Origin of the sequence: Kosakonia sp. YIM B13588, from assembly GCF_042788165.1 — a bacterium.
Classification (GTDB): domain Bacteria; phylum Pseudomonadota; class Gammaproteobacteria; order Enterobacterales; family Enterobacteriaceae; genus Kosakonia; species Kosakonia sacchari.
On sequence record NZ_JBHZPO010000001.1, the window covers coordinates 799,439 to 826,273 of the forward strand.

24 protein-coding genes are annotated in these 26,835 nt (G+C 51.6%); 12 read left to right on the plus strand and 12 right to left on the minus strand.

Annotation, left to right across the window (positions count from 1 at the left end; genetic code table 11):
• Window positions 1-336: 336 nt before the first annotated feature.
• On the minus strand, window positions 337-861 hold the full coding sequence (locus ACFX4U_RS03735; protein WP_017457132.1) for a lipocalin family protein: 525 nt from the start codon (window positions 859-861) through the stop codon (window positions 337-339).
• Between the two features lie 118 nt (window positions 862-979).
• Between ACFX4U_RS03735 and ACFX4U_RS03740 the strand changes: the two genes are divergently transcribed.
• Window positions 980-1,708, plus strand: coding sequence for a MerR family transcriptional regulator (locus ACFX4U_RS03740; RefSeq protein WP_305735875.1), 729 nt, complete (start codon window positions 980-982; stop codon window positions 1,706-1,708).
• A 400-nt stretch (window positions 1,709-2,108) separates the two neighbouring features.
• A complete protein-coding gene (locus ACFX4U_RS03745; protein WP_313507520.1) occupies window positions 2,109-3,068 on the plus strand; it encodes a DUF523 and DUF1722 domain-containing protein in 960 nt (319 codons plus the stop codon).
• A 172-nt stretch (window positions 3,069-3,240) separates the two neighbouring features.
• Here ACFX4U_RS03745 and ACFX4U_RS03750 read toward each other — a convergent pair whose 3' ends face one another.
• Window positions 3,241-3,909, minus strand: coding sequence for a class I SAM-dependent methyltransferase (locus tag ACFX4U_RS03750; protein WP_313507519.1), 669 nt, complete (start codon window positions 3,907-3,909; stop codon window positions 3,241-3,243).
• Window positions 3,910-4,070: 161 nt separating this feature from the next.
• Here ACFX4U_RS03750 and ACFX4U_RS03755 point away from each other — a divergent pair, with 161 nt between their 5' ends.
• Window positions 4,071-4,421 (plus strand): DUF1304 domain-containing protein, encoded by a 351-nt coding sequence (locus tag ACFX4U_RS03755; protein WP_200550790.1) that lies wholly within the window; start codon window positions 4,071-4,073, stop codon window positions 4,419-4,421.
• A 74-nt stretch (window positions 4,422-4,495) separates the two neighbouring features.
• Here ACFX4U_RS03755 and ACFX4U_RS03760 read toward each other — a convergent pair whose 3' ends face one another.
• The gene (locus ACFX4U_RS03760) at window positions 4,496-5,284 is read right to left on the minus strand and encodes a helix-turn-helix transcriptional regulator (RefSeq protein WP_313507517.1); all 789 of its coding nucleotides are present in this window, start codon (window positions 5,282-5,284) and stop codon (window positions 4,496-4,498) included.
• A 77-nt stretch (window positions 5,285-5,361) separates the two neighbouring features.
• Between ACFX4U_RS03760 and ACFX4U_RS03765 the strand changes: the two genes are divergently transcribed.
• From ACFX4U_RS03765 to ACFX4U_RS03775, 3 genes are read left to right on the plus strand one after another with little or no spacing between them, the layout of a single operon-like run.
• Window positions 5,362-7,425, plus strand: coding sequence for an FUSC family protein (locus ACFX4U_RS03765; RefSeq protein ID WP_380218339.1), 2,064 nt, complete (start codon window positions 5,362-5,364; stop codon window positions 7,423-7,425).
• Entirely contained in the window at window positions 7,418-7,633 is a 216-nt protein-coding gene (locus ACFX4U_RS03770) for a DUF1656 domain-containing protein (protein WP_065368362.1), read from the plus strand. The genes ACFX4U_RS03765 and ACFX4U_RS03770 overlap by 8 nt, the downstream gene beginning before the upstream one ends.
• Window positions 7,630-8,541 (plus strand): HlyD family secretion protein, encoded by a 912-nt coding sequence (locus ACFX4U_RS03775; RefSeq protein ID WP_313507514.1) that lies wholly within the window; start codon window positions 7,630-7,632, stop codon window positions 8,539-8,541. Before ACFX4U_RS03770 ends, ACFX4U_RS03775 begins: the two co-directional genes overlap by 4 nt.
• Before the next feature lie 74 nt (window positions 8,542-8,615).
• On the opposite strand, the gene ACFX4U_RS03780 is transcribed toward ACFX4U_RS03775, so the two are convergent.
• The 3 genes from ACFX4U_RS03780 to ACFX4U_RS03790 all read right to left on the minus strand — a co-directional run bounded on the left by ACFX4U_RS03780 (window position 8,616) and on the right by ACFX4U_RS03790 (window position 10,966).
• The gene (locus ACFX4U_RS03780; protein ID WP_313507511.1) at window positions 8,616-9,794 is read right to left on the minus strand and encodes an alpha/beta hydrolase-fold protein; all 1,179 of its coding nucleotides are present in this window, start codon (window positions 9,792-9,794) and stop codon (window positions 8,616-8,618) included.
• Window positions 9,795-10,172: 378 nt separating this feature from the next.
• Window positions 10,173-10,583, minus strand: coding sequence for an ASCH domain-containing protein (locus tag ACFX4U_RS03785; protein WP_313507510.1), 411 nt, complete (start codon window positions 10,581-10,583; stop codon window positions 10,173-10,175).
• Window positions 10,584-10,690: 107 nt separating this feature from the next.
• Window positions 10,691-10,966, minus strand: coding sequence for a hypothetical protein (locus ACFX4U_RS03790; RefSeq protein WP_017457120.1), 276 nt, complete (start codon window positions 10,964-10,966; stop codon window positions 10,691-10,693).
• A 374-nt stretch (window positions 10,967-11,340) separates the two neighbouring features.
• Here ACFX4U_RS03790 and ACFX4U_RS03795 point away from each other — a divergent pair, with 374 nt between their 5' ends.
• Window positions 11,341-12,273, plus strand: a complete 933-nt coding sequence (locus ACFX4U_RS03795; RefSeq protein ID WP_313507509.1) for an ATP-grasp fold amidoligase family protein — start codon at window positions 11,341-11,343, stop codon at window positions 12,271-12,273.
• Window positions 12,274-12,276: 3 nt separating this feature from the next.
• Here ACFX4U_RS03795 and ACFX4U_RS03800 read toward each other — a convergent pair whose 3' ends face one another.
• Window positions 12,277-13,347 (minus strand): ATP-binding protein, encoded by a 1,071-nt coding sequence (locus ACFX4U_RS03800; protein WP_313507508.1) that lies wholly within the window; start codon window positions 13,345-13,347, stop codon window positions 12,277-12,279.
• Window positions 13,344-14,048 (minus strand): response regulator, encoded by a 705-nt coding sequence (locus tag ACFX4U_RS03805; protein ID WP_313507507.1) that lies wholly within the window; start codon window positions 14,046-14,048, stop codon window positions 13,344-13,346. The genes ACFX4U_RS03800 and ACFX4U_RS03805 overlap by 4 nt, the downstream gene beginning before the upstream one ends.
• 434 nt (window positions 14,049-14,482) lie before the next feature.
• On the opposite strand from ACFX4U_RS03805, the gene ACFX4U_RS03810 reads away from it, so the two are divergent.
• The 3 genes from ACFX4U_RS03810 to ACFX4U_RS03820 all read left to right on the plus strand — a co-directional run bounded on the left by ACFX4U_RS03810 (window position 14,483) and on the right by ACFX4U_RS03820 (window position 19,215).
• Window positions 14,483-14,869 (plus strand): transporter, encoded by a 387-nt coding sequence (locus ACFX4U_RS03810; protein WP_313507506.1) that lies wholly within the window; start codon window positions 14,483-14,485, stop codon window positions 14,867-14,869.
• A 270-nt stretch (window positions 14,870-15,139) separates the two neighbouring features.
• The gene (locus tag ACFX4U_RS03815; protein WP_313507505.1) at window positions 15,140-16,063 is read left to right on the plus strand and encodes an ABC transporter six-transmembrane domain-containing protein; all 924 of its coding nucleotides are present in this window, start codon (window positions 15,140-15,142) and stop codon (window positions 16,061-16,063) included.
• Window positions 16,064-16,101: 38 nt separating this feature from the next.
• A complete protein-coding gene (locus ACFX4U_RS03820; RefSeq protein WP_313507504.1) occupies window positions 16,102-19,215 on the plus strand; it encodes a multidrug efflux RND transporter permease subunit in 3,114 nt (1,037 codons plus the stop codon).
• A 132-nt stretch (window positions 19,216-19,347) separates the two neighbouring features.
• Here the strand turns inward: ACFX4U_RS03820 and ACFX4U_RS03825 are convergent, their stop codons facing one another.
• Entirely contained in the window at window positions 19,348-19,830 is a 483-nt protein-coding gene (locus tag ACFX4U_RS03825; protein WP_313507503.1) for an RES domain-containing protein, read from the minus strand.
• Window positions 19,831-20,589: 759 nt separating this feature from the next.
• On the opposite strand from ACFX4U_RS03825, the gene cspA reads away from it, so the two are divergent.
• Both cspA and ACFX4U_RS03835 read left to right on the plus strand, forming a co-directional pair.
• Window positions 20,590-20,802 carry an RNA chaperone/antiterminator CspA gene (gene cspA, locus ACFX4U_RS03830; protein WP_086874224.1) on the plus strand — a complete coding sequence of 71 codons (213 nt, stop codon included), beginning with the start codon at window positions 20,590-20,592 and terminating at the stop codon, window positions 20,800-20,802.
• Between the two features lie 640 nt (window positions 20,803-21,442).
• The gene (locus ACFX4U_RS03835) at window positions 21,443-23,356 is read left to right on the plus strand and encodes a methyl-accepting chemotaxis protein (RefSeq protein ID WP_313507501.1); all 1,914 of its coding nucleotides are present in this window, start codon (window positions 21,443-21,445) and stop codon (window positions 23,354-23,356) included.
• A gap of 75 nt (window positions 23,357-23,431) precedes the next feature.
• Here ACFX4U_RS03835 and ACFX4U_RS03840 read toward each other — a convergent pair whose 3' ends face one another.
• From ACFX4U_RS03840 to ACFX4U_RS03850, 3 genes are all read right to left on the minus strand, one after another.
• On the minus strand, window positions 23,432-24,466 hold the full coding sequence (locus ACFX4U_RS03840) for an LD-carboxypeptidase (protein ID WP_313507500.1): 1,035 nt from the start codon (window positions 24,464-24,466) through the stop codon (window positions 23,432-23,434).
• A gap of 135 nt (window positions 24,467-24,601) precedes the next feature.
• A complete protein-coding gene (gene yajD / locus ACFX4U_RS03845) occupies window positions 24,602-24,949 on the minus strand; it encodes an HNH nuclease YajD (RefSeq protein ID WP_313507499.1) in 348 nt (115 codons plus the stop codon).
• A 172-nt stretch (window positions 24,950-25,121) separates the two neighbouring features.
• Window positions 25,122-26,774: a phosphoethanolamine--lipid A transferase gene (locus tag ACFX4U_RS03850; protein WP_313507498.1), complete on the minus strand. Its 1,653-nt coding sequence runs from the start codon at window positions 26,772-26,774 to the stop codon at window positions 25,122-25,124.
• Between the last annotated feature and the right edge of the window lie 61 nt (window positions 26,775-26,835).

Sequence of the window (26,835 nt, forward strand, 5' to 3'; positions counted from 1 at the left end):
TTTATTCGAATAATCTCCGTAATTGCTGCATATATCACAATATCGCGCCATTATTTTTTTAGTAAATAGCCAGCCTACACATAAAAAAGCCTGTGAGAGTTAGGCGACAATATTGTCGCCTTCTTCATAGGTGATCCCTTCCCAATATCGATGCCAGGTTAAATCAGAGATCCAGATCGTTTTGCTGACTCCGAATAAACTCCTCCAGCTTCTGGTTATTTAATAATGAATGGGGACGTTGCTGATTAGTTTGAACTACGCGGCAGGCTCGTCAGCAGATAATCCCCACCGACAAGCGTTTTTCAGCGCAACATAATGGATGTTTTTAACGCCCTGTTACTGATTCACCCACACCAGTTGATCAACCCGGAAACCAAGACCTCGCGCGGTATTCAGGTAATCTTGTTTCACCGCCTCGGGCAACGTTGGCGTGCGCGACAGGATCCACAAATAGTCACGGTTCGGGCCGCTCACCAGCGCGTACTGGTAATTATCGTCAAGTTTAATGACGTTATAGCCGCCGTAAAACGGGCCAAAGAAAGAGACTTTCAGCGCGGCTGTCGAAGGCTTGCCGGTGAAATAAGCTTTCCCTTCGCTCTCGCTCCATTTTTGCTTTTGCGGATCGTAGCCGCGGTTGAGGACGCTGATGCCCCCGTCGCTGCGCTTGCCGTAGGTTGCGGTCACCTGTTCCAGCCCGCGTTCAAAACGGTTCTCCAGGCGGGCGACTTCATACCATTTGCCCAGATAACGGCTGGCGTCAAAGCCGGTGATCGGCTGAACCCCTTTTGGCGGCGTCGGGGATTTACAGGCAACCAGTGTCAGGGCAATAGCAACACCGGTCACCACAGGCCATAGCTTCATGAGAACTCCTTTCATCGTCGCGGTTGGGAGTAAAGTGTAGTGCAAACGCTCCGCTCTTCATTCAACCCATTAGTATTCGTAGTATATTGAGAGCATTCTCTATTATCAGGTTTCCCTCATGTCTTACTCCATCGGCGAATTTGCTCAACTTTGCGGGATCACCCCGACAACGCTGCGCGCGTGGCAGCGTCGTTACGGCCTGCTTAAGCCGATACGCACCAGTGGCGGTCACCGACTGTACAGCGATGATGATGTCCAGCAGGCATTGAAAATCCTCGACTGGATGAAAAAAGGGGTTCCGGTAAGCCAGGTGAAACCCTTGCTGGCGCGTCCGGAAACGCACAGGACAAACAACTGGCTCACCCTGCAGGAGAGCATGTTGCAGCGGCTGAAGGAGGGAAAAATCGAATCCCTGCGCCAGCTGATTTACGATTCAGGCCGCGAATACCCGCGCCCGGAACTGGTCACCGAAGTGCTGCGCCCGCTGCGCAGTAAAATTTCAGCCAATATCCCGACCATGATGACCCTGCGCGAAGTTCTGGATGGCATCATCCTCTCCTACACCTCGTTTTGCCTCGAAGGGGACAAAAAAGCGCCGGGCGATAACTATCTCATCACCGGATGGCACCTTACCGACCCGTGCGAAATCTGGCTAGAAGCGCTAAAACGTACCGGCCAGGGACACCGTATCGACGTGCTTCCGGTGCCGCCCGCCACGCTGGCTCCGGAGATTTTCCCGCAGCGAAAGTGGCTACTGGTCACTACGGGCAAACTTTCCGCCGCGCGGAAAAAGCAGATCGCGCTCTGGCAGGCCGCTGTCGTTTCCCTCGAGGTTATCTCTCTCTGAATCCGTTCCTCACTACTCACCCGCTTCGCGACACAACAGTGAAACGTTGCGGGTCTGCCACTCGCATTAAAAGCGCATAACAACGGCATTGGCAACTTATTGAAGTTATTACTAAATGAAAAATACTTCCAGTAAAACTTGGACAAATAAATTTAATTGTGTAAGTTTGAAGTATGCCGTTACTCCCCGATTTTTAACGCAGGCGAAAAGGTGCATAAGTGCCAACGCTAATAAATCAGCGAGTCAGCAGCAGGCGGGTGAAAGGCAACGGCAGCAGTCAAAGGATGGTTTTGCAGGGCGGCACGCATTGAGGTAATACAACCGGGATGAAGAAATCCGCCATGCCATTTGCAGAGCGACACTTTTCTTCATCCATAACGCGCAGCAAGAGGATAACCTGATGAACACGCAACCCATCATTGGTATTAGCGGATGTTTAACCGGCTCGGCGGTGCGCTTTGACGGCGGGCATAAACGCATGGGTTTTGTGATGGATGAATTAGCACAGTGGGTAACGTTCAAACCAGTGTGCCCTGAAATGTCTATCGGCCTGCCTGTACCTCGCCCGGCGCTGCGTCTGGTTCAGAGCAGCGATTCAGCGATCCTCATGCGTTTCAGCCATGCCCCGCATGACGATGTGACGCAGAAAATGGCCGACTTCACCAAAGCGTATCTTCCGCAAGTGGCCGCGTTATCCGGCTTTATCGTCTGCGCGAAATCGCCGAGCTGCGGCATGGAGCGCGTGCGGCTGTATGATGAAAAAGGCAATCGCGGGCGTAAAGAGGGTGTGGGCCTCTTTACCGGCGCATTGCTGGAGCATTACCCGTGGTTACCGGTTGAAGAAGATGGTCGTTTGCACGATCCGCTTTTGCGGGAAAACTTTGTCGAGCGCGTTTTCGCTCTACATGAACTCAATACGCTCAAGGCTAACGGCCTGACCCGCCGCGCGCTGCTGGATTATCACAGCCGCTACAAACTCCAGTTGCTGGCGCACGACCAGGCCGGTTACCGGGAGATTGGCCCCTTCGTCGCCTCGCTGCACGAATGGGAAGATCTGGACGCCTTCTTTGTGGCATATCGCGAAAAGCTGATGGCGATCCTGAAAAAAACCGCGTCGCGGAAAAATCATACCAACGTGCTGATGCACATTCAGGGCTACTTCCGTGAACATTTGGACAGCCGCCAGCGGGGTGAATTGCGCGATGTGATCCTCCATTATCGCAACGGGCTGCTGCCGATCCTCGCGCCCATAACGCTGCTGAAGCACTATCTGGCCGAATACCCGGATCGCTACCTGTTAAAACAAAATTACTTTGCCCCCTACCCGGACGTGCTTGGGCTGCGTCTGACCGTCAACTGAATACCATGACAAGAAAGCTCGAATGACCCTGATACGGGCTCCTCTCGTTCCACGTTTAGACGACATCTCTTGTCGTCTTTTTTTTGCTGCGCGTAGCGCGACGGCCAGCGGTTCGCGCACGCCATGATTGATATTTCGCTTTAGCACGTCGCGGCAAATCACTACCCGCAGGTCAGTGCGCTGAGCAGACTATGGTCGCATGATCCCACCACGGGTTAGCATTAACGCGGCTTGCCAGCACGGTAAATCGCGCTTTCTGCAGCTCCTCCATTAAGTCCGGGAGGGGTTTTAACGTGCGCCAGGGTTGACCCTCTCTGAGCAAATAATGGTGTTCGGTATCGTAATTCTCCCTGTCTTCCTGATAACGCGGCATCCCGCACATCGAACTGACAATGAAATGTCCTGCGGGTTTGAGCAATCGTCGCACCTCAGCAAAACAGCGTTGCCTTGCCTCGCCGATCAGGCAGTGCAAACAACTGCCATCAATGATCAGATCAAACGTTGCCGCTTTGCACTGAGGAAGATGGCAGACATCACCGACCCAAAAGTGCGCGCGCAGACCTGCTTGCGTAAAACGTTCTTCAGCCCAACGGATCGCGGTTTGCGCGAAATCCACGCCCCACACATCGTCACCCCGCCGGGCAAAATATTCCGCAGCCATCGCGCCATTGCCACACCCCAACTCAAGGACTGTTGCACCGGGTTGCGGGAGGTACTGATGCTGCCCAAGCCATGAAAAAACCTGCTCCTGTTGCGCCTTCGCCCTGAGATAACCCTCTCCGGCCCAGGCGGCTTCTCCGTTCGCTATTCGTTTCTGATACTGTGTTTCGTAGATGTTCATTATTAACCGCTACCTTGCTCAAGCCTGTCGTCAGTCATATTGTCGATGGGGCAAAACGCGATGAAGCGCGAAAAACAACATAATCCTCATCGTGCTCGCTGCGCCAGCCGCCGCGATTATCTATACTCCACGTCACCTGCCCTTTTCCAGTAAGGTTTCCTGTGTTAGCTACTGTTCTCGTTGCGATTGTCGCCGCCATTCATCTGTACATTCTGGTGCTCGAAATGTTTTTGTGGGACACCAGAACAGGCCGCAAAGCCTTTAATCTTAGCGCAGAGTTTGCGCGCGACACCCGCGTGCTGGCTGCGAACCAGGGGCTGTATAACGGCTTTCTGGCGGCGGGGCTATGTTGGGGATTATGGCTGGGTGCAAGCGGCGTGCCGGTTACCCTCTTTTTCCTGATCTGTGTGCTGATTGCCGGGATTTTCGGTGCCGTAACAGCCAGCCGGAAAATACTCTTTGTGCAGGCACTTCCGGCACTGCTCGCATTCATTGCCGTGCTGATGCAGTGAATGTTGCCTTTGTCTGTCAATGGCTGGGCTAATGTCGCGCCCAGGCATCAACAACGGTTATTCACGCTTGCAGGTTACGGTGTTTTTCGTTCGGCAAAGTAGTGTGCTGGCGTGCTGCCCATCGTTTTTCTGAACATGGTGATAAACGCATTCACGGATTCATAGCCAAGTTTTGTCGCCACGTTTTGCACGGATTCGCCGCTGGCTAACGCCTGCAGCGCAATAATCAAATGAAGTTGCTGACGCCATCGCCCAAAGGTCAGCCCCGTCTCGCGCAACATCAAACGCGCCAGGGAGCGTTCACTGAGCGCAAGACGCTTCGCCCACTCTTTAAACGTACTGCGATCTTCCGGGTGGCTCACCAGCGTATCGGCCATGGCGCGAATTTTGGCATGCGCAGAAACCGGTAAACTGAAGTTCTGCTGCGGCATGGTGACCAGCTCATCAAGCGTGACCCGGGTTAGCCTCGCGGCATGGCTATCTGGCGGGTAATCGACGTTCTCACGGGTTAAGCGTTCAACTAACTCTTTAATCAGCTGAGAAATGGCCAGCGTGCAGCAGCGATTCGGCAGTGCTGCGGCACCGGGTTCAATAAAAAGATAATTCAGATGCGCGTTCCAGGTGGCGCTGGCGCTGTGGGGTACTCCGCCGGGGATCCATACCGCGCAGTGCGGCGGCACAATCCAGATCTCGTTTTCCGCACGACAAGTCACCGCGCCATACAACGCAATGATTAATTGCCCTTTGCGGTGCGTATGAACCGGCACCTCGGCTTCGTAATCCACGAAATCAAGACGACGGGCAACTGCCGGGCTGTGTGTGTCATCGGGATCAAACACGGTTGTAGCGTAGTTAGGCTGCATACGATTGGCAACATTTAGGTATTTTTTGACAGAATAGAGTATTTAATGGCATGCGCAAGCCGGTAATACTTCCCGGCATGAACAAAATCGATTTCTCCCCCAGCCATTTGTTGTGCGATTTATCTGCCCTGCTTCGTCGTACAGGCAGAATGTTTGGTTCAGTCGCATTAACGGGCGATGCCAACGCGTTACTTTATTCCGCCAAGAGCTTTGCAGCGGCGATGCTCGCTTATTACATCGCCCTATCAATCGGCCTTGAAAAACCCTCGTGGGCGATCATTACCGTTTATATTGTGTCGCAAACTTCTGTTGGCGCGTCGCTGAGCAGAAGTGTCTACCGCTTAGCCGGTACGATAGTGGGTGCCGGCGCGACGGTGTTGATTGTGCCCACTTTCGTGAACACGCCGATTTTTTGTAGCGTGATACTCACCGGCTGGATCACTTTTTGCCTCTATTTATCGCTGCTTGAGCGCACACCCCGCGCCTACGCCTTTGTGCTGGCCGGTTACACGGCGAGTCTGATTGGTTTTCCGGCGGTATTTCACCCCGGCGAGATTTTTGATACCGCCATTGTGCGTGTGCAGGAGATCGGCATTGGCATCTTCTGCGCGGCGCTGATTCACCGTTATGTGTTGCCAAAACGGATCTCCGGCCTGTTCAACAGCAAAATCGCGCAAACACTGAATTCTGCACGTCAGATGCTGGCAGACACGTTGGCGGGAAGTACCAACGAAGCGGCCGCTAATCTGAAACTGGCGCTGGCGTTACAGTTTCTGCAAGGCCTGAGCCACCATATCCCTTACGACTTTGCCTTCTCAGCACCGGTGCGTCATGCGCGAAAGGCGTTGCATGACAAGCTGGCGCGCTTGTTGATCGTCAGCGGTGAATTACACGATCGCCTGTTGATGGTCACTGCGCTGCCCGCCGATATTCAGACGCTGCTGGAAGCGGTGCAAAGCTGGCTCGCCGGGGAAAATAGCGCAAAACGGAAAATCACCGGGCAAGCGCTGGCAGAACGCAGTGCGACGCTAACCGAACGACTCGCCGCCGCAGAGGTGCTGACCTTTGAAACGGCGCTTCAGATGAACCTTGTCCGTCATCTCCATGAGGCCATTATCCTGTTGCTGCAATGCGAGCGGCTCGCGGACGCACTCGCGCAGGCAAAACCGGCGCAACTGCCGGCAGAAGATAAACCGGCGAAAGGCTATGTATTCCACCGCGATAGCCTCTCTGCGGCGCGCACTGCGCTGGGTGCTTTCGTCATTATCCTGAGTGGTTGTCTTATCTGGATTGACACAGCCTGGCCCGATGGCGCGACGGCAGTTTCTATCCTCGGGGTCTGCTGCACGCTGTTTGGCAGTTTCGATACCCCGGCGCCGCACATTGTGAAATATATGGTGGGTTCCGCCTGGGGCGTAATGATAAGCCTGCTCTACAGCTTTGCCCTGCTGCCTGCGGTGACTGAGTTTTCGGTGCTGGTGGCGGTGCTCGCCCCGGCTTATCTGCTGGCGGGATCGTTGCAGGCCCGACCAGCCACCACCTTCATGGCCATGGGGATCACCCTGACACTGCCTATTTTGTGCGAGTTGGGTGCCCACTACAGCGGAGATTTCGCCGTGGCCGTCAATACCGCCATCGCGCTCTTTGCCGCCACCGGCTTTGCGGTGGTCAGTATGAGCTTGCTACAAACCGTGCAGGCTGACGCCGCCATTGAACGCTTGCTACGCACCTGCCGACGCGACGTTCGACGCAGCGTGAAAGGCGTATTCAAACCCGATGAAACCCACTGGACCAATCTGATGATAGACCGGACCGCATTGTTACTGCCGCGCTTGCAGCGAAGCGGGCACTCCGCAGAGCAAACGCTCAACCAGATGTTGCACGCGTTGCGCATTGGCCTTTCCGTGATGCACTTGCGCCGCTTTCAGGCGCAGAAAGAGCGCAAAAAAGCCCATGAAATTAGCGAGATCCTCTCTCTGCTTGCCCGCGATACAGCAACCAGTGCGTTACGTCAGCGGATCCGGGCCATGATTGGCCCCGCATCCCTGCAACCCCATCAACAGTCGCGCCAGCTCGTTAACTGTCTGGTCGATCTGCACTGCGCATTACGCGAACCGTACACGGAGCGCGCCCATGATTAATGACATTAATCTCGGTGGTGTTTACGTCCCGGGGCTGCTGGTCATCGCCCTGGCAGCCCTTTTCTGCACGCTGTTATGGTTGCCTCTTTTCGCTTTCAGCAGGCGCTATCGCCGTTTGCCCTTGCGTCCGCTGATGAGTTTTTCCACTTACATTGTTACTTTTTTCCTGCTTATGCAGGGGCTGAACGCGCTGGGGTTAGTCGCATGAAATCCTTTTTTTCTCTTTTAAGCCGTTATGCACTGACGTTAAGCGCTGTGCTGGTGGCAACCCTCCTCGCTTACCTGATGTGGAAACATTACGCGCAGCGTCCCTGGACCCGTGATGGCCGGGTGCGTGCTGATGTGGTGCAGATAGCGCCGGATGTTTCCGGGCCGGTGGCAAATGTCGCCGTTCGCGATAACCAGTGGGTTAATCAAGGCGATGTGCTCTATTCAATCGATCCGCACTGGCTGAAGCTGGCGGTGGCCAGCGCGCAGGCGGATGTCGAGGCGAAACGCCATGAGATGTTAATGCGCCAGGATGCGGCAACAAGGCGGTCACAGATAAAAGGCGTGATCTCCAGCGAAGACTTACAACAAACAGGCAGTGCGGCCAGCATCGCGGCGGCAAATTATCACGGCGCGCTGGCGGCGCTGGAACTGGCACAGCTTAATTTAGCGCATGCCACGGTGCGCGCGCCGGTCGCGGGCTATGTCACGCATCTCCGGCTGCGCCCGGGCGACTACGCCACCGCCGGGGAAACCAAAGTGGCCATCATTGATGCGAACAGTTTCTGGGTTGTGGGCTATTTTGAGGAGACAAAACTGCGGCATATTCATGTCGGAAATCGCGCACGCATCGCGCTGATGGGGTTTGAGCCCGTCATCACCGGTTACGTTGAGAGCATCGGGCACGGCATCGGCGACAGCAATGACGAAACGGGCGGTCTTGGCCTGCCGGACGTTAACCCCACCTTTAACTGGGTGCGCCTTGCGCAGCGCGTACCGGTCCGTATTCATATCGACACGCTGCCCGCAGGCGTGGAGTTAGTGGCGGGTTTATCCGCCAGCGTGTCGGTGGAGCCTGCCGGACAGAAAACGTCCCCGTCGTTACTCACACGAATAACCGATGAATAACCAAAGCGTTAAATGTTGTCTTGATTTTGTCCGCTGGCAGTCTGTTCAGCGCCAGCGGACGAGACTGCAACGTCTTATCTAAACAGTTTCTGCACAAACTCGGCATAGGCGGGACGCCAGACATCCATTTCGTGTCCCAGGCCGGGATACTCTTTATAGCTAAACGTGATGCCTTTTTGCTCCAGTTCTTTTTTAAGCCCGGCAATATCCTTCCCGGTGACGGTATCTTTTTCGCCAACCACCACCGTGAAGTTATGCAACTGCCTATTCACTTCCTGCGGTTTATTGAGCTGCGCCGTCACACCGGCATCCGGCACGGTGGCGGTGGTGACGCCACTGAATGTCGCCAGCCAGCCAAAACTGTCCAGATGGTTCATCCCGGAAACGAGAGCCTGAAAGCCCCCTTGTGAGAGCCCGGCCAGCGCACGTCCACCAGCATCCTTGCGCACATTAAAGCGGGCATCGACCAGCGGAATGATGTCATGCATCAGTTCGCGGTCTGCCGCTTTGGCATTAAGCGGATAGAACATTTTGCGCCGCTCTTTCGGCGGGTAATTTTCAGGAATCGCTTGCAGAATATCCGTTTCCGTATCCGGCACCACCACCAGCATGGGTTTGATTTTCCCCTCGGCCAACAGGTTGTCCATTATTTGCGGCAACCGCCCTTGATCAATGGCGGAAAGGCCGGTATCGCCAAAGCCATGGTAGAAATAGAGCACCGGCAGAGGTTCGCCTTTACCGCTGTAACCCGGCGGCGTCCAGATATACATGCGACGCTCTGAACGCAGTTCGTTTGCGTGATAAGTCACCGTTAACAGATCGCCATGGGGCACAGCGCGATCGTCGAGAATACTACCCGGCACCAGAATCAGGCTGGTATTGACCTGGCGCTGCGGTTTCTGAAACCGGCTTCCTGTATCCACCGAACGAAAACCATCGACATCAAAGTAATATTCGTAAAGATTCGCAGCCAGCGCGGCGCTTTTCCACGACCATATGCCGCTCTCATCTTTTTGCATATCGTGTGAGACAACGCTGTCCGGGGTAGAACCGGTCACCACCGATACCCGTTTTGCGCCCGGCGCGAAAAGGCGAAAGGTAATACTTTTATCGGCGTTAACCTGGGTCACATACTGGCTAACCGGCACAGATAAATCCGGCGTCGCCGGTAATGGCGCGGCAACAGCAGGAAGCGTCGCGCCCGCAACAAGCGCGCTGACGGTAAGCGCCAGCCAGGTGATGTTTGTTTTCATATTCCACTCCCTCATTGTATTTGTTGTTAAGGCAGAACGTGTTAGCGCATTCCCCCCACGCTTTAACCTGACGCCAGCACGTGTATCTGATAAATGTCACCCACAAAGGCTGGCAGCAAAAGTTTGCGTATTGAGCGGATTTTTAAAAACCTGTTTCTGTGCGTTTTGCGATATATGTTGCGTAAATCAGCGATTTTTAACCGCTTTGAACGGGGTTACGAAAGAGAGAACGTTCTCTGAACATCACGCTGAGTTTCTGCGGGGCGAGCTTTTCGACATGGCTCAGTGGCGCGCGTGTTGAAGGTGAAACAGGCGAAACGTGACCGGCGCGTTTCGCACAGGGTATGGAAAATGCAGATCACCCGTCGATGCAGGGTTTTAGAGAACCTCAACCACCGCGAACTCTTCCGCGACAAGTTCCATCTCTTCAGAGAAAAATCCCGCGCGGGTAAAAAAGGCTTTGTGCTCTTTGCGCCAGTATTCAAGGCTTAAATCGCCCTCGCCCTCTTTTCTGGCAAACTCTTCCGTCACATCGCAAAAACGCACCAGGCGCATCGATAGCATTCTGATGACACATACCGGGGAATTTTGCCCGTCGAGAATAATATGGTAACTGCCGATTTTGGGTGCCGGCTCTTCAGTCAGGTAGGAGGCAAGCGAGCCGCAGGAGGCCGTTTTTCTGCCACTCACCACTAAGCCTGCAAGCGCGTTTCCCATCTCCGGGTTATCGCCAAATGACCATGCCTGTGCGCCGGGATACGCGGTTTTTAATTCATCAATTCTCTTCATCCTGAACCTTTTATCGGCGTAACTACGCGGCAATTCGCGTTTGTGTGAACAGTGCGCGGCCTCGTTCCCTATCAATTAACGTAACCGGCAGCGCTTTCAATTTTCAATCACTGCTCTTTTTTGCGCACAAGAGACGTAATAATCGCCGTCAATCCGCCGATAAGCGGCATTGGCCCCGCGCCTGCGAGGAAGTTTTCACGATCGATTTGGTTATCACGGCGAATATCCGCAAAGCGGGCAAGCGCGTTTTTTTCACTGGTCGCGCTGATCTCTTCAAACTGTTTTTCGAAGCCCTGTGCCACCAGTTGAGAAGCGGCATCCACTTCCGCGCTTTTCAGCACAACGATTTGCTTACCTTTTTGATAAAAACTGTAATCCGTCATTTCTCACTCCCTCATAGAAAAGATTACCTGACAGATAATATATCTGGCTTAAGCGAATTCTGAACCTGTTTTCTGCGTAATTTGTTAACACGGTAAGAAATGCCTTTTTCTTTCTCTGCCCTGCGCCTTCCTGCAAGGATAATTCGCGTTTCTCCTCCCTTACTCCAGCCGCTTTTTTGAGTGGTTAACACGGCGATAGCCGTATTCAGGTTTAGCTTAAGTGCCAGTTATTGATCGTTTCCCTTCGATAAGCATTAGCTGTCCAGCGCGTTTAAGGATGCGTTGCCGATAGCCACTCCATCGACACTCCATATTAGCGGCAATATAAATCAATAAATCCTCTGCAGAATGTTCATTGTCCGCAGGAGGGAAAAATGAACAACTTTAAATATTTCATGAAATACACCGAGTATCTGGGTCGAAAACTTTTAACCGGTATGGTTCAGGATCAACAATTTCACAGCAAAAGATTAAAAAGGCTCACGGGCAGAACCCCCGATCTGGTTAATCCGGTGACGCTGAGCGAAAAAATATGCTACCGAATGATGTATGACCATAACCCGCTTTACACGCGGCTGGCAGATAAACTGGCGGTGCGCGATTACGTTTCTGCGCGTACGCAAAGAGTACAATTACCCACGTTACTTTGCGTCTATGACAACGTGCAAAGCATCAATTTCAGCCAATTACCGGACAAATTTGTGCTGAAGTGTAATCACGACAGCGGTAGTGCAGTAATATGCACCAACAAGGAAAAGCTCAATATTCCACGCGCGTTGCAGAAGCTGGGTTTTGCCCTGCGAAAAAATATGTATTACACCACCCGGGAATGGCAGTATAAAAACATCAAACCGCTTATATTGTGTGAAAAATACATTGATTTATTTTCCGACAGAGACAAAAGCCAAACGCCTGAAATGCTGAGAATACACTGTTTTCATGGCATCGCGGGTTTTATCGAAGCGGATTTTACCGATGCTTCCGGTCATGGTTTTATTAATGTCTACAATCGGTGCTGGCAATTACAGCCCTTTCAGATGGAATATCCCAATACCCCAGGGGCGATCCCCGAGCCGGAATTATTGCACAAAGCGATAACCGCTGCGCAGGAGCTCTCCACCGGGATCGATTATTGCCGAATTGATCTTATGCTGCAGCATGATGTCATTTATTTCAGTGAAATCACCCTCAGCCCCCGGCGCGGCAAGTTACAAATCTCACCGCCAGAGTGGGATACCCGGCTGGGTGAGATGTGGAAAATGACCGCGAGACAAACCAACCCGCAGTTGCATACACAGAAAGCGTAATCACTATTTTTTGCGCAAGGGCCATGAGAGGCGAAAAATGGAATGGCCCTGATCGGTTAACGTGTAAGTTACGTCGCCCTGATGAGCAAGCATGATGGCTTTCAGCACTGATAATCCCAGCCCGCAACCACCCGGATTGGTGTCCCTTGCGCTGGCGCCGCGCTGAAAGGGGTGAAACATAAATTTGTGAAACGCCTCCGGGATCCCCGGCCCCCTATCTTCGATGACGATAAAGTTCTCGTGTTCACTGGCGCCGTGGCTGACAACCATGCTTTTAGAAGTGGCGTATTTTATCGCGTTATCGAAAAGGACGGTCAGGCACTGAATAATTCGCAGCGGATCGCACTGGCATAGCTGGGGATGTAATTCGGTCGCGACGGTAAAATGGCTGCGTTTAAATTCCAGCGCAAAGGAGTCCACCGCGCTCTGAATAATCTCCTGCAAATCCACATCCGCAAGCGTTAACGTAAATTCGGCCCCACCGGATGAACTCACCACCCGCAGATCTTCTATCAGGCTGGATAAACCCTCGGTTTGTTTAAGCAGATTGTTAAACAAGGTTGGATTTGGCTCGAACACGCCATCCACCAGCCCCTGTAAGCGGCCTCGCAGAATGGTAACGGGCGTGCGAAGTTCATGGGCGATGGCGGCGTTCCAGGATCTGCGCTGCGCATCCATGGTCTGTAGTTTTTCAGCCATATCGTTGAAATCATTAACAAGATTATTAAGCTCGCCCAGATGGGAACTCGCGCAAAACGCCCGCGCGCCCAGATCGCCCTGCGCTATCCTGCGCAGGCTGGTCGCAACGGAGCTTAACGGGGTCAATATTCTTGCCGACAGTTTTACGGTAAAAAAAAGCGAGATCGATAAACTTATCGCGGAGGCAATCAGGATCCATAACCAGTCCAGATAGGTCATCTGGTCCTCATTCCCGGCCATTGCCCCGCCGGGAATGTAATAAATGATAAAGGTATAAAACAGGTAGGAGCCGATAACCGAGACAGCAATAACCGTCAGCGTCAGCGAAATCATAAACGCCAGAACCTGGCGGCTTAACGGATGGCCTCTGTTCATTTGTTTTCACCTAACCGGTAACCCATGCCGCGAATACTTTCCGGCATCCCTTTCAACCCGCAGTTTTCCAGTTTTTTGCGCAGCTTGCTCATATGGCTGTCCACCGTGCGATCAAGGGTATCGCCTTCCGGCAGGCAGGCATTAAGCAACTCTTCACGCGAGCAGACTTTGCGCGGATTCCGCGCCAGGTAAGCCAGCAGTTTGAATTCGGTCGTGGTCAGGATGGGAGAGATAACCTCGCCACTACCATTGATCTCCACATAAAAGTCTTGCGGATACACCGTTAAACAGGATGTACGGATAGGCTTATTGTGGAGTTGTTCATGACTACCCTTTGCCCTGCGCAGCACGGCTTCGATACGTGCAACCACCTCAGAGGGATTGAAGGGTTTAACGACATAATCGTCCGCGCCAAGCCGCAGCCCCATCAGTTTGTCGATGTCCTGATCCAGTGCCGTAACCATGATGACCGGAATATTGCTCTCTTTTCGCAGCGAGGAAAGGACAGTCCAGCCATCGAACACCGGCAGTTGAATATCGAGTAACACCAAATCGGGCTTTTTCAGCCGGCAGGTATCTATTGCTTGCTCACCGTCCGCCGCGCGCAGGGTGCGCATTCCTGAACGCTGAATATAACTGGTCAGAATATCCGCTATTTCATCATCATCTTCAGCAACAAGAATAAGATAATTATCGTTCATGATTTCTCCACTCACCCCTGATATGGCAGGCATTCTGTGACCTGGCTTGCGCGAAAGCATACACCGATGTTTTCGCTTCAGTTAATACACTCATACAAATGCGGTTTTTCTAAGCTGTTTCTGAAACCTGGCAATAACGCGCAGCTCATCAGCGAACATGAGACCTGCTTGTGCGACGAAAGTTGCATCCACATAAACGCGCTGGCGTCTTATTTTTTCTCAATGTCTGACGGCAACATCCGCAAGCGAATATTTATCAGGCTGGCATACACACTCGCTCCACATTCGGGTAATCAAATTTCCATAGTCCTGGATAACAATAGAAAGTAAGGTATATAAAATAACGCGTTACTGGAAAACGATGACATAAATAAACACGGTAAAAACATGTCATTTCATTACTGGTAGCGCGCTTTCTCGGAGTAGAAATATCAATGAAGTACCTACGGAAACTCACCGTTGAAAAAATCAGTTCATTGATGATATTTTCTTTATGGTTATGGGGAATGTTCTATGTATGGCTTATTTTGATGCACAACGTTGAGGAGAAAGTGGGCGCGACGCTACTTTCATCGCCGTTTATCTATGCGGCATTAAGCGTTTCTCTAATATTGTTTTTGCTACAAGAAAAAGCGGGCGTACTGAAAGAGCTGGCTATCGTAACCTTCTTTTTGGTTATCATTTTTCTCCATCTTATTCTTATCTTTAACATTCTCTTACTCAGGTTCCCTGATATTTATGACGTTAGTTTTTATTATGAGTGTTTTTTGATTATTTTCCTCGGCGTCACGCCGATGTATCTTTTATTAAGAATCATCTGAATCTTATTGAATGTGAAGCGGTGAACTTTTCCGATGCGCGTGGTGACAGGGAGTCAGAAAATCCTGCATCGTAACAACTCCAGGGAATTAGCCGCCTCCATATAACCTCCATAAAACATGCATTCTGCGTAAACATCAAAACGATAGAGTGCATCAACGCAGTGTAATCCAGGTGCATATCTTAATCGGCTCACAATGAACGAGCATGGGTGATTAAGCATAAAGGCAGGCCAGGATTGTTCATCCATACCGTGCAGATAATTTTTTATAATGACGTCGATAAATAAAAACCCACCGTCCTCTACTGAAAATGTGAAAAGGACATTAAAACATCTGGCCGTAAAAAACTGGAAAAAGCTCTCAGTGACTTTTTTCCTGGTTATCGCGGAAAATGTGACCTATTTGTTGTATCCCGTGCTGGCAGGTATCGCTATCAATGCGATTCTGGCGGGGAATGCTCTCACAGCCGCGCTGTATGGACTGATGATCCTCTTTATCTGGATCCTCGGTGCAACCCGACGCAGTATCGATACGCGTACGTTTGCACGCATTTATGCCGGCCTTGCCGTATCGGTTATTGTTGCTCAGCGTAAATATCAGCTAAATCACTCAACCATCGCCGCGCGGGTGGTGTTATCCCGTGAATTTGTTGATTTCTTTGAGATGCATCTGCCCATGCTGATGACCTCGATTATTTCCCTTTTCGGCGCCGCCATTATGCTGCTTATTATTGAGTTTCACGCCGGGGCGATGTGTGTGGTTATCGTCATTATTCTGTCGTGCTTTCTTAAAGGTTATACCCGTAAAAATGAGTTGCTGTTTAACCGGCTGAATAACCGACTGGAAAAGGAAGTGGATTATGTGCATAAAGCCACCACGCTCTCGCTTAATCGCCATTATTCATCCCTTGCCCGCTTGCGAATTAGCCTTTCCGATCGTGAAGCGCTGGGATACCTTGCAATCGGCGCCCTGATCGCCCTGCTCTTTACCCTGACCATCATAGTAATGACCTCAACCCAGGGCGTGAACGCCGGGCATATTTACTCAGTAATGACCTATATGTGGATGTTTGCCACCAGCCTTGATGATGCTCCGCAGCTTCTGGAGAAGTTTTCACAACTTAAAGACATAGGTAAACGCGTCAAGACAGATGATGTTGATACCGGGACATTATCGCCGCAGCAGAAACCTTGATTTTAATGATCTCGCCTTAATTGTTCGGAAATTAATTCATGCCACAGTTTTTTATTGACCGGCCTATTTTTGCCTGGGTTGTTGCACTGTTCATTATCTTGAGTGGGTGTTTATCCATCCCGCATCTTCCGGTCGCGCAATACCCGTCGGTTGCGCCGCCGAGTATTATTATTTCGGTCAGTTTTCCTGGCGCGTCGCCTGACATGATGAATTCCTCGGTGGTTTCACTTATTGAGCGCGAGATCACGGGCGTAGACAATTTGCTCTATTTCGAGTCCACCAGCGACACTACCGGGATGGCGTCCATCACCGTGACCTTTAAACCCGGAACGGACAGCAAACTCGCGCAGATGGATTTGCAAAATAAGATAAAAACGGTGGAGCCGCGTCTGCCTCAGGCGGTGAGACAAAACGGCGTCAGCGTTGAAGCAGCCGAGTCTGGTTTTCTGCTGATGGTCGGTCTGAAATCCGATACGGGCGCCTATCAGGAGGCTGATCTGAGTGATTATTTCGCCAGGAATATCAGCGATGCGCTTCGCCGCGTGCCGGGCGTGGGTAAGGTTCAGCTGTTCGGGGGTGAAAAAGCCATGCGCATCTGGCTTGACCCGGTCAAAATGCACCATTACCAGCTTTCGGCCAGCGACGTTATAAGCGCGGTTAGCCAACAGAATGTGCTGGTTTCACCCGGCAGATCGGGAGACGAACCGGCGCTGCCAGGCCAGGACGTCACTTATCCATTAATCGTGAAAGGGCAACTCACCTCTGTTGCGGAATTTAAAAATATCACGCTTAAAGCGACCACGAACGGTGCGCGTCTGACGCTCGGCGATATCGCGCGCGTGGAGTCAGGGTTACAGAGTTACACCTACGGCATCCGGGAAAATGGCGTTCCGGCGACGGCAGCAGCGATTCAGCTTTCGCCAGGCGCGAATGCCATTAGCACTGCCGCCGGGATTCATCAGCGGCTGGCCGAACTGAGCACCGCGCTGCCGCAGGGCATGGCGTTTACCGTTCCGTTCGACACCGCCCCTTTTGTAAAAGTGTCGATCATGAAAGTGGTACAAACGTTAGCCGAAGCTATGGTGCTGGTTTTTCTGGTGATGCTGATATTTCTGCACAACATCCGTTGCACGCTCATCCCGGCGATTGTTGTCCCGGTGGCGCTTCTCGGCACATTCACCGTGATGCTTTTAAGCGGCTATTCCATCAATATCCTCACCATGTTTGGCATGGTGTTAGCCATTGGCATCATCGTCGATGACGCGATTGTCGTCGTCGAGAATGTTGAGCGCCTGATGGCAGAAAAAGGCCTTTCTCCGCGCGAGGCAACCCGCGAAGCGATGCGGGAAATCACACCGGCGATTATTGGCATCACGCTGGTGCTCACCGCCGTATTTATCCCAATGGCCTTTGCCAGTGGTTCGGTCGGGGTGATTTACCGCCAGTTCACGGTTTCGATGGCGGTATCGATCCTGTTCTCCGCTTTTTTAGCCTTAACGCTGACGCCCTCGCTCTGCGCCACCCTGCTGAAGCCGCATCAGAAAAATGCGACTTCAGCGGGAAGATTTGCCGCCTGGTTTAACCGTCATTTTCACCTGCTCACTTCGCGCTATACCTCGGGGCTGGGGTATGTCGTAAAGCGAACCGGGCGGATGATGCTGCTCTATGCCGCGCTGTGCGCGGCCCTGCTGATGGGGTTAATCAAGTTGCCATCCTCTTTTTTGCCCGAAGAGGATCAGGGATATTTTATGTCCTCCATTCAGCTCCCTTCCGAGGCCACGATGCAGCGCACTCTCGCGGTGGTGAAACGCTATGAAGATGAGGTAGCCGCACGGCAAGCCATTGAAAGCAATATTATGATCCTCGGTTTCGGTTTTTCAGGCTCGGGACAAAACTCCGCGCTGGCCTTTACAACATTAAAAGAGTGGTCATCCCGCAAGGGTATCGCAGCCCAGGATGAAGCCGATCTCATCCAGTCAAAAATGCAGTCCGAACCCGACGCGGTCACCATGAGCCTGTTGCCGCCCGCTATCTCCGATATGGGCACCTCTTCCGGCTTCACCTTTTATGTTGAAGACCGGGCGGGCAAAGGCTACGAGGCGCTGAAACAGGCCGCAGACACGCTGGTTTTACAGGCGAACCAGAGCGCGAATCTTGCGGATGTCTATATCGATGGATTACCCGAGGGCGCGTCTATTTCCCTGAACATTGACCGGGAGAAAGCGCAAGCGTTAGGCGTATCGTTTGAGGAGATCAATCAGGCTATTTCTGTCACCTCGGGTTCAAACTATGTCAACGACTACACCAATGCTGGTCGTGTCCAGCAGGTCATTGTGCAGGCCGATGCGGCCTACCGAATGCAGCCTGAAACACTGTTAAAGATATCCGTAAAAAACAGACTCGGGGAAATGGTGCCGCTTTCAGCGTTTGTCACCTCGTCATGGCACCAGGCCCCGCAGCAACTCAATCGTTATCAAGGATACCCGGCCATTCGCATTACCGGCAGCGCTGCTCAGGGCCACGCCAGTGGTGATGCGATGAAAACCATGGAGCAGCTGGCAAAGACATTACCGTCAGGATTTACCGGCGAGTGGGCGGGCAGTTCGTTGCAGGAGAAAGCCTCGGCTTCTCAGTTGCCAGGATTAATTCTCCTTTCTGTGCTGGTGGTATTTCTGGTGCTGGCGGCACTGTATGAAAGCTGGTCAATTCCCGTTTCCGTGATGCTGGCCGTACCGTTGGGGCTTATCGGCGCGCTGATTGCTGTCAGCGCGGCCAGTATGACTAACGATGTGTTTTTCAAAGTGGGCTTGATTACCCTGATTGGTCTTTCAGCCAAAAACGCTATTTTGATTGTCGAATTTGCCCGGCAGCTACGCAGTCAGGGTATGAGCACTCTGGAGGCAACGTTACTGGCGTCACGACAACGGCTGCGTCCGATTTTGATGACCTCGTTAGCCTTCACACTGGGCGTTGTTCCCCTGATACTCGCCACTGGTGCCAGCGCCAGCACGCAGAATGCCATTGGTATTGGGGTCTTCGGGGGCATGATCAGCGGCACCGTATTCGCAATTTTCTTTGTGCCGGTATTTTTTATCGTGGTGACCACCTTTTTTGACAGGCGTTTGCGTTCCTTAAATGGACGAAAAGCCTGACGCATAAACAGGCCGGTAATCCAATCAGTGTTTGTTTAACAATGCCAAAACGGACTGGATAAAATTTGCTTGTGGCATAAAGGGAACGGGCAACGCGGGTGCCCGTTCCCGCATATCTCCCGCCGTCATGCTTTAGTCAATAATATGGACATGACATTGACTGTTGTTATTCCAGGCAAAAAGCACCAGATGCCAGAGCCCGGGCGCTTTACGGGAAGGGTCAATTAAGCCATTAAAGCCGAGTGATTCCAGACGATTACGCACACCCCATGAACCGGGAACACCGCCCTCCTTCACCATGTTTTGCCATGGCGCAAGTGCATCGTGAAGGTCAATGCCTGCAGCCAGCACCGCATCTGCATTCCTCAGGTCAAAAATTTTATTCGCGATAACCCTGACTTTGACGATTTCAAGGCTGTCACTTCTGTTGCCACGGTGGGATTGCATGGCTGCCTCTACGCCTGCAGGCGATGAACTCAGGTACAGCGTCGGTTGATGGCGGTCAGAATAACGCCCTGGCGCTCTGGAGCCTGCTAATGCAAAGTGCCGGTAAGCCGGATCAACTGCGCGATAAAAGACCCCATCAACCTCTGTAAAATGCGTGGTCAGATCCATAAAGCCCTCCATTCTGTTCTGAGAAAATAAATCTGCCACGTAGCAGCGTTGATTCAGCTTCGTTTAATGACCCGCTTTGCGGTCTGATGACCGGATCCAGGCTGATTCGACGGGCGGCTGCATGCTGGGCTGATACGAGGATAAACTTGATATTGCTCAATATGTAGTCCGATCCGCGTTGCAAGGCAAACAAGCGAGGCGTATCACCGTCGATGGCACTTTTGCCATTCTTTGGGGACGGAAACATGGCTGACAGAAGACCACTTAATCCAGACGTCGTCGTACCTAAACCTGGTGGTGGTAAACAACCTCGCGATCGCAACAATGACGGAAGGGTTCGTGAGAAACGCTCGGACGCGGGTAAACCGAGAAAATGACGATCGGGGCCACCTTGCGGTGGCCTTTTTGTTTGTCCGATAAGCGAATTGGGAGCGCAGTCTTGCTAAGACTTTGCGAAATAACAGGCTTAAGAAAGTACTTACAGGCGAGCAAAACAGACAGCCATGCAGCCATCCGGGTGTGTAAGTGGTTAAAATAAAAAAACATAAACATTGCCAAATCGAACTCGCTATGCCTTAATAGCGCCATCGGTTTGGAATACAGACCTTATGAAAGCAGTTTTAGTAAAGCAGTCCTCAGTTCAAGAGTTATCCAAAGATACCCTTCTTCGTGAGCCTCCTCCTAAGTGCCAAATAAGTCACTCTATAATCACAGGCCATTATCGCCGCGCTTCGTGGCTCATTAATTAAGGAAATATCAATGTCTAATAAAATGACTGGTTTAGTAAAATGGTTCAACTCTGACAAAGGTTTTGGCTTTATCACTCCGGACGACGGCAGCAAAGATGTGTTTGTTCACTTCTCTGCAATCCAGAGCGACAACTACAAAACCCTGGATGAAGGTCAGAAAGTCTCCTTCACCATCGAAAGCGGCGCGAAAGGCCCGGCAGCTGGTAACGTTACCGCGCTGTAAGCCCTGCCCTTTATCAGCAGTGCTTACCACAGCGATGACGGCAAACAGCCTGAGCAGTTAAGCACGACTGAGAATAAAAACCCGCCTGGTGCGGGTTTTTTGTTGCCTGCATATCGGGAAAACTGACAGCACTGCTGCAAAACAGGCATGGTGCTGTTCTGGCAGAGCAGAAAACCAGAAAAGCAACATTGAGAAATATCCTGCCAGGCTAATAAATATTGCGAGCCCGCCCACATTTAATTCACCGCTATCACCAAAAAACATAGAGCACTAATTAAAACCAGGCTAACCGGTAATTTTACATGCCCGGCAATATGAGTAATGGCACATATAATATATTCCCTCTTAATTTTCCCAATGCCAATAAAACCTTTGCTGACTCATGATTACAACGGTTATCGAATAAAAAAATACTACTTTTTTATATCCATAACGCAATGTTCTTCATTTACTTAAAATATATTCCTCACCTGTAATTTTTTCTTTTTTTTCATTAAACAAAGCGCAGCAATTGTCGATAAGTAATTTGATAAGCCCTATCTCAAGCGTCCTCTTAAGAAGTGAAGACACCTGCAACCTGATAAGAAGTGAAAATGAAACCGTCTTTTGAATATTAAGAATTAATATTGAGGATACCTCTATGACAAAGCTGTTACCGTCAATAAAAAACCTGCCTGTCGCTGCCAAGCTGTTTGGTGGGTTTGCAGTTTTGATAATTATCATTGTTCTGTCTTCACTTATCAGCATTCAGCAATCAAGCAATATCCGTGACCACGCGTTAAAAGGTAAATTAATTAATGAAATCAGCGCTGATCTAAACACTGCGCGGCGTAACCGTTTGACGTATCAATTAAACCACGATGAAAAATCTCTTGAGGCGAACAAAGTCGCCATTGAAAAAATGGACCAGAAAGCGATTACTGGCCTGGACTACACCTGGGATGATGACGCCCGAGTTTTGTTTGAGGAACTGCGCAACACTATCCCTGATTACGCCACGCACCGGGACACGTTTGTTAAACTGGAAAAAGTGACCGTCGCACAGTCACAGAGCCTGACATCAGCGGATATGAAAACCCAGCTCAATCAATTTAATACCCGCCTTGAGCAGCAGGAAACCACCTCCAAAAACGAGATAGCGTTGCTGAATCGCCTCAATAACATTTGGGCAACGGCGTATGAAATCCAGTCATCTGTCGGTAAGCAAGGGATAGATGCTTTTGCCAGCCAATACGATGAAGCGATGAAAATGCTTCATGCAGAAAATGCAGCGTTTAGCGCTGAAGACAAAGAGATGGCGCAGGCATTTCTCAGCGGTATGCAAGGACACGTTGCTGCATATGCCGCTGCATTAAAAGAGTCGCAGAAGGCGGCAGCGGAATTGACGACCGTTGCAGAAAAAATCAATACCGTGACGTCGGATTTGGTGGTCAGCCAGACGCAGAAAAATATCGATATTATTCAGCGGGTGATGATCATTATGGGCGTGGTTGCCCTTTGCGCCGTACTGACGGGGTTACTGGTCGCCTGGCTGCTTACACGGCAGATGACGCGGCAGATAAAACACAATCTGACGCTGGCAGAACGTATTGCCGAAGGTGACCTGACCGCAACCATTGAACCGCAGTCCAAAGATGAACTGGGTCGCCTGACGCTGGCCATGGGCGTGATGAACGATAAGCTTCGCGAAATGATCACCCAGATAAAAGAGTCGGTGGTGCATGTTGCGAATGCCTCATCGGACATTTCAGCAGGCAATACGGATCTGGCCTCCCGCACAGAGCAGCAGTCTGCCGCCGTGGTTGAAACGGCGGCAAGCATGGAAGAGTTGACCTCAACGGTTAAGCGTAATGCCGACAACGCGCGCGAAGCCAGTCAGCTCGCCGTGCTGGCGGCGGAACATGCGCGTTCCGGTGGGAAAATTGTCTGGGATGTCGTCAGCACAATGGAGACCATCACCGAAAGCTCAAACAAGATCACGGATATTATCAGCGTCATCAATGGCATCTCTTTCCAGACCAATATCCTTGCGCTTAACGCAGCCGTTGAGGCGGCGCGTGCAGGTGAACAGGGTCGCGGTTTTGCCGTGGTGGCAGGAGAAGTAAGAAGCCTTGCATCGCGCAGCGCCCAGGCTGCCAAAGAGATCGAAAGCCTGATCAAAGAGTCTGTACAACGCGTGGTAACCGGTTCAGAAATGGCCAATAAAGCCGGGACGACGATGGAGCAGATTGTCTCTTCTGTCACCAATGTGAGTGGCATCATGAACGAAATCTCAAGCGCGTCGGAAGAACAGAGCAGAGGTATCGATCAGATTGGTAAAGCGGTCACCGAGCTGGATTCAACGACACAGCAGAATGCCGCATTGGTTCAGGAGTCGTCTGCGGCTTCATCATCACTTGAGCAACAGGCTGAACAGCTGGCACAGCTGGTTTCGGTGTTCAAACTGCGTTCAGATACCGCGAAACCCAAATACACCGTAGCGGCGAAGCACCGCAAGGCTGATCTGAAGCCCGCGACGTCGACAGGTCATAGTGCTGACTGGGAATCGTTCTGACGATTACTCTTTCCAGTAAGTGCCCTCCTTATTAGGAGGGCACGGTTCGCGGCCTGATCATAAACAGGTGGCTGTCTATTGCCTGTCTGACAGATACGGTTCGACGATGGATGCCTTGTGATTGTCAAAATCAATGGTGAGTGTTGAACCAAGAGGCAATGTCAGCATCGGATGCGTGTGGCAACAATCGAAACCATCAACGATCGGAACGTTTTCGTCCCCTAAAACTTCTCGTAATACATCGTAAGGCGTCCGCCCACTTCCTGCGTTATCGAATAATTCATGTTTGCCAAGAAGGATCGCACGCACTTTTTTAAAGACGCCATTAAGTTTCAGCATGGCGAATGAACGTTCAACGGTGGCAATGTCTTTTAAACTATCTTCAATGAACAGAATGTCACCGGATCGTATTTCAGGCATCCATTCGCTACCCCAGATACCCGATAAAGTATTAAGGTTACCGCCAATAACGCGCCCTGTTTGTAACCCCTGCCCTATAAACCGGCAGTTATTCGCATACAATGTTTTAGCTCGTACCGGCTCGGCATCATCCCAGTTAAGCCGTTCATCGGTCCATTTCTCCGGTAAAACATAGTCGTAGTGACCGTTATTTTTTCCGCAGAGTATTTCAATAAAAGCGTGATATGTGGCATCAACCAGTGGAGGAAATTCACCAAATGAAGCAACCAACGCCGGGCCATAAAAAGTTATTAACCCTGTTCGCGCATAAATTCCCGCCAGTAAGGCGGTGGTATCTGAATAACCGATGATGATTTTCGGGTCTGCTTGCAGGGCGTCATAATCAATATAAGGCAGCAAGGCGTTACTATTATTTCCCCCGATTGTCGACATCACACAGCGAATGTGCGGATCGCGAATAAGTTCGTTGAACTCCTGCGCTCGCTCAGCAATCGTGCCGGAGCGATAGAAATCAGACTTGCCGGTCAGGCGACCGGCTTTAAGACGAAACCCTTTCTCCTCCAGGAAGCGTTTTCCACGGCTAAACCGATTTGGAGCCGTGGTTGTTACCGGCGCAGATGAAGAGAAAAAACCAATGGTGTCTCCGACCTGAAGAGGCGGCGCCAGAAGAGGCTTGCTGAAGTTAATCATTGGGATCCTTGTCTGTACTTACCTGCCAGCTTGCGGGCAAAACCTGTTTAGCGCTCTTACTTAACGCCACGACTGACAACATGTTACCGACCTGCACCGCACTGATTTTGTGGGCAGAAACGAACGTTGCTGGCGCTATTTCTTCTTATTGAGCATCGATTTTAAATCGGCAAAGGGATTATACGTTGCGGCTCCAACATCTTTTTGCGCGTCTTCACCCGCCACCACGGTCGTGCCGTACTGATCGGCTTCCGTGTACTTCGCGTGTTCGTGGTCATGGCAAAACAGACACAACAGCTCCCAGTTACTGCCATCTTCCGGGTTATTGGTATGGTCGTGATCGATATGGTGAACCGTTAATTCTCGCAGATTAGAATAGACAAACTCGCGGGAACAGCGCCCGCACACCCACGGATAAATTTTAAGAGCTTTCTCACGATAACCGCTTTCCAGCCGCGCGTAGTTTTTTGGGATCAAAGCCATTGCCAGTGCCACCTGATATAAAAAGATAATTTTCTACTATATCCCAAAAGAGACGCACTGGCGTAACCTGCGGCGGTGACTTTGCTCAACGCACCGCAGATGGCCTGATTTTTAACCAGATAAACGCACAGCCGTTTTACCTCGCTTAAGCAACCGTGCGCTGACAGCCGCTTTATTGCCGCTGCATCGCGGTTCGACACCCGGCAAAGATATCCAGTGCGGGTTGATAAATACGGCTTTGCACAGTGAACAGCCCAAGAATCGAGTGATAGAGATTGTCATGGCTATAGTTGTTGCTATCGGCATTGCTGCGCATACAGGAGAGACTGAGCCCGGCATGCTGTGCAAACGCGGGCGAAAGCCACATCACCAGCGGGACATGAGTTTGCTCCTCGGGCGCAATAATGTACGGCGTACCGTGCAGGTACATCCCCCGCTCGCCCAAAGACTCACCGTGGTCGGAAACATAAATCATCGCCACGTCGCGCTGTGCTGAATAGCCCTGCAATACCGCAATGGTTTTATCCAGCATCCGGTCGGTGTTGACCAGCGTATTGTCGTACGTATTGAGCAGCGCCTCGTTACTGCACTTCTCAATCTGATTGCTGTCACAGGTAGGGCTGAATACTTTGGCCTGCGCCGGATAACGTTCGAAGTACGTTGGCCCATGGCTGCCAATCTGGTGCAGCACAATTAATGCATCCCCCGCCATCGCATCAATGCGCGCTGTGAGTTGGTGCAACAGCACTTCGTCATAGCAGGTGCCATCTTTATTGACACAGAGGCCACCAACGTTCTGCGCGGGCATATCATCGGTGGGTACGCGCGCGCAGATACCTTTGCAGCCGCCGTTGTTATTGTTACGCCAGAGAATATGGATGCCGGTGCGTTGCAGGACGTCGAGCAGGTTCTCTTCCGTCGCGGCGCGCACGTCGTTGTATTGCGAACGGGTCATGCGCGAAAACATGCACGGCAGCGAAATGGCCGTCGCCGTGCCACAGGATGAGACATGTTTGAAACTGATGATATCCTCGCGCTGCGACAGCGTTGGGTTGGTCGGGCGCGCATACCCATTAAGCTGGAAGTTCTGCGCCCGTGCGGTTTCCCCGACCACAACAATCACCAGTTTTGGCCGCTCCGCAGCCGTACGCGTGACATCTTCCGCCACCGTGCGTAAAGGCTGCGATTTCACGCTGTACTTGCGTTTCAGGTAGCCATTGGTATTGCGGACAACGTTAAACGGCAGCGCCTGATCTTTTATCTGCATATTGTTGCGCAGCAGCGAAGCGTAATCCTTGTAGAACGCCAGCGTCACGGCGGCAAAAAGGGTTAACGTCACAACAATTTGGCATAGCCACCAGAACAGGTGTTGTACGGGACGGCTGATATTTTTACCGGGCAGCAACACCATCGCCGCCGCCGGCACCACGCCCAGAGAAAGCAGCGTCAGCACCAGCGGAACAGAAAGGTAAGAAGTGAGCTCAGCCTGATTCGTTTCAAAGAAATTCTGCACCATGCTGCGGTCGATCAACACGTTGTAGCGCAGCATAAAATAGCTGCAACAGGCGCTGATAATGACCAGCGCCGCCAGCAGCGGTTTACGCAAGTACGGCAGCATCATTACCGGTGTCAGCAACACGTTAAAAAAACAGAACAGGAAAACCGGCAGGCTGATAACAAACAGCAAATTGTGCAGACTGTTGATCTCAACTTTGGACCACAGCGTTTGCCACAGCGCAATATTGCCAAAGGTGGTAAAGAACAGAGCGGCGACCCAGGTCAGTTGCACCGGGTTGAGCCGAAACGACGACAGACGTTGAAACATGCGCAATTCTCAGTGGGTTAGAAATGTGCGCAGTATCAACGCCCCGGTGTCAGGAAGTTGT

Bases quoted from the DNA above. Each gene is read 5' to 3' on its own strand.
- ACFX4U_RS03735 (WP_017457132.1), bottom strand. From the start codon at position 861: ATGAAGCTATGGCCTGTGGTGACCGGTGTTGCTATTGCCCTGACACTG.
- ACFX4U_RS03740 (WP_305735875.1), top strand. From the start codon at position 980: ATGTCTTACTCCATCGGCGAATTTGCTCAACTTTGCGGGATCACCCCG.
- ACFX4U_RS03745 (WP_313507520.1), top strand. From the start codon at position 2,109: ATGAACACGCAACCCATCATTGGTATTAGCGGATGTTTAACCGGCTCG.
- ACFX4U_RS03750 (WP_313507519.1), bottom strand. From the start codon at position 3,909: ATGAACATCTACGAAACACAGTATCAGAAACGAATAGCGAACGGAGAA.
- ACFX4U_RS03760 (WP_313507517.1), bottom strand. From the start codon at position 5,284: ATGCAGCCTAACTACGCTACAACCGTGTTTGATCCCGATGACACACAC.
- ACFX4U_RS03765 (WP_380218339.1), top strand. From the start codon at position 5,362: ATGAACAAAATCGATTTCTCCCCCAGCCATTTGTTGTGCGATTTATCT.
- ACFX4U_RS03770 (WP_065368362.1), top strand. From the start codon at position 7,418: ATGATTAATGACATTAATCTCGGTGGTGTTTACGTCCCGGGGCTGCTG.
- ACFX4U_RS03775 (WP_313507514.1), top strand. From the start codon at position 7,630: ATGAAATCCTTTTTTTCTCTTTTAAGCCGTTATGCACTGACGTTAAGC.
- ACFX4U_RS03780 (WP_313507511.1), bottom strand. From the start codon at position 9,794: ATGAAAACAAACATCACCTGGCTGGCGCTTACCGTCAGCGCGCTTGTT.
- ACFX4U_RS03785 (WP_313507510.1), bottom strand. From the start codon at position 10,583: ATGAAGAGAATTGATGAATTAAAAACCGCGTATCCCGGCGCACAGGCA.
- ACFX4U_RS03790 (WP_017457120.1), bottom strand. From the start codon at position 10,966: ATGACGGATTACAGTTTTTATCAAAAAGGTAAGCAAATCGTTGTGCTG.
- ACFX4U_RS03795 (WP_313507509.1), top strand. From the start codon at position 11,341: ATGAACAACTTTAAATATTTCATGAAATACACCGAGTATCTGGGTCGA.
- ACFX4U_RS03800 (WP_313507508.1), bottom strand. From the start codon at position 13,347: ATGAACAGAGGCCATCCGTTAAGCCGCCAGGTTCTGGCGTTTATGATT.
- ACFX4U_RS03805 (WP_313507507.1), bottom strand. From the start codon at position 14,048: ATGAACGATAATTATCTTATTCTTGTTGCTGAAGATGATGATGAAATA.
- ACFX4U_RS03810 (WP_313507506.1), top strand. From the start codon at position 14,483: ATGAAGTACCTACGGAAACTCACCGTTGAAAAAATCAGTTCATTGATG.
- ACFX4U_RS03815 (WP_313507505.1), top strand. From the start codon at position 15,140: ATGACGTCGATAAATAAAAACCCACCGTCCTCTACTGAAAATGTGAAA.
- ACFX4U_RS03820 (WP_313507504.1), top strand. From the start codon at position 16,102: ATGCCACAGTTTTTTATTGACCGGCCTATTTTTGCCTGGGTTGTTGCA.
- ACFX4U_RS03825 (WP_313507503.1), bottom strand. From the start codon at position 19,830: ATGGATCTGACCACGCATTTTACAGAGGTTGATGGGGTCTTTTATCGC.
- cspA (WP_086874224.1), top strand. From the start codon at position 20,590: ATGTCTAATAAAATGACTGGTTTAGTAAAATGGTTCAACTCTGACAAA.
- ACFX4U_RS03835 (WP_313507501.1), top strand. From the start codon at position 21,443: ATGACAAAGCTGTTACCGTCAATAAAAAACCTGCCTGTCGCTGCCAAG.
- ACFX4U_RS03840 (WP_313507500.1), bottom strand. From the start codon at position 24,466: ATGATTAACTTCAGCAAGCCTCTTCTGGCGCCGCCTCTTCAGGTCGGA.
- yajD (WP_313507499.1), bottom strand. From the start codon at position 24,949: ATGGCTTTGATCCCAAAAAACTACGCGCGGCTGGAAAGCGGTTATCGT.
- ACFX4U_RS03850 (WP_313507498.1), bottom strand. From the start codon at position 26,774: ATGTTTCAACGTCTGTCGTCGTTTCGGCTCAACCCGGTGCAACTGACC.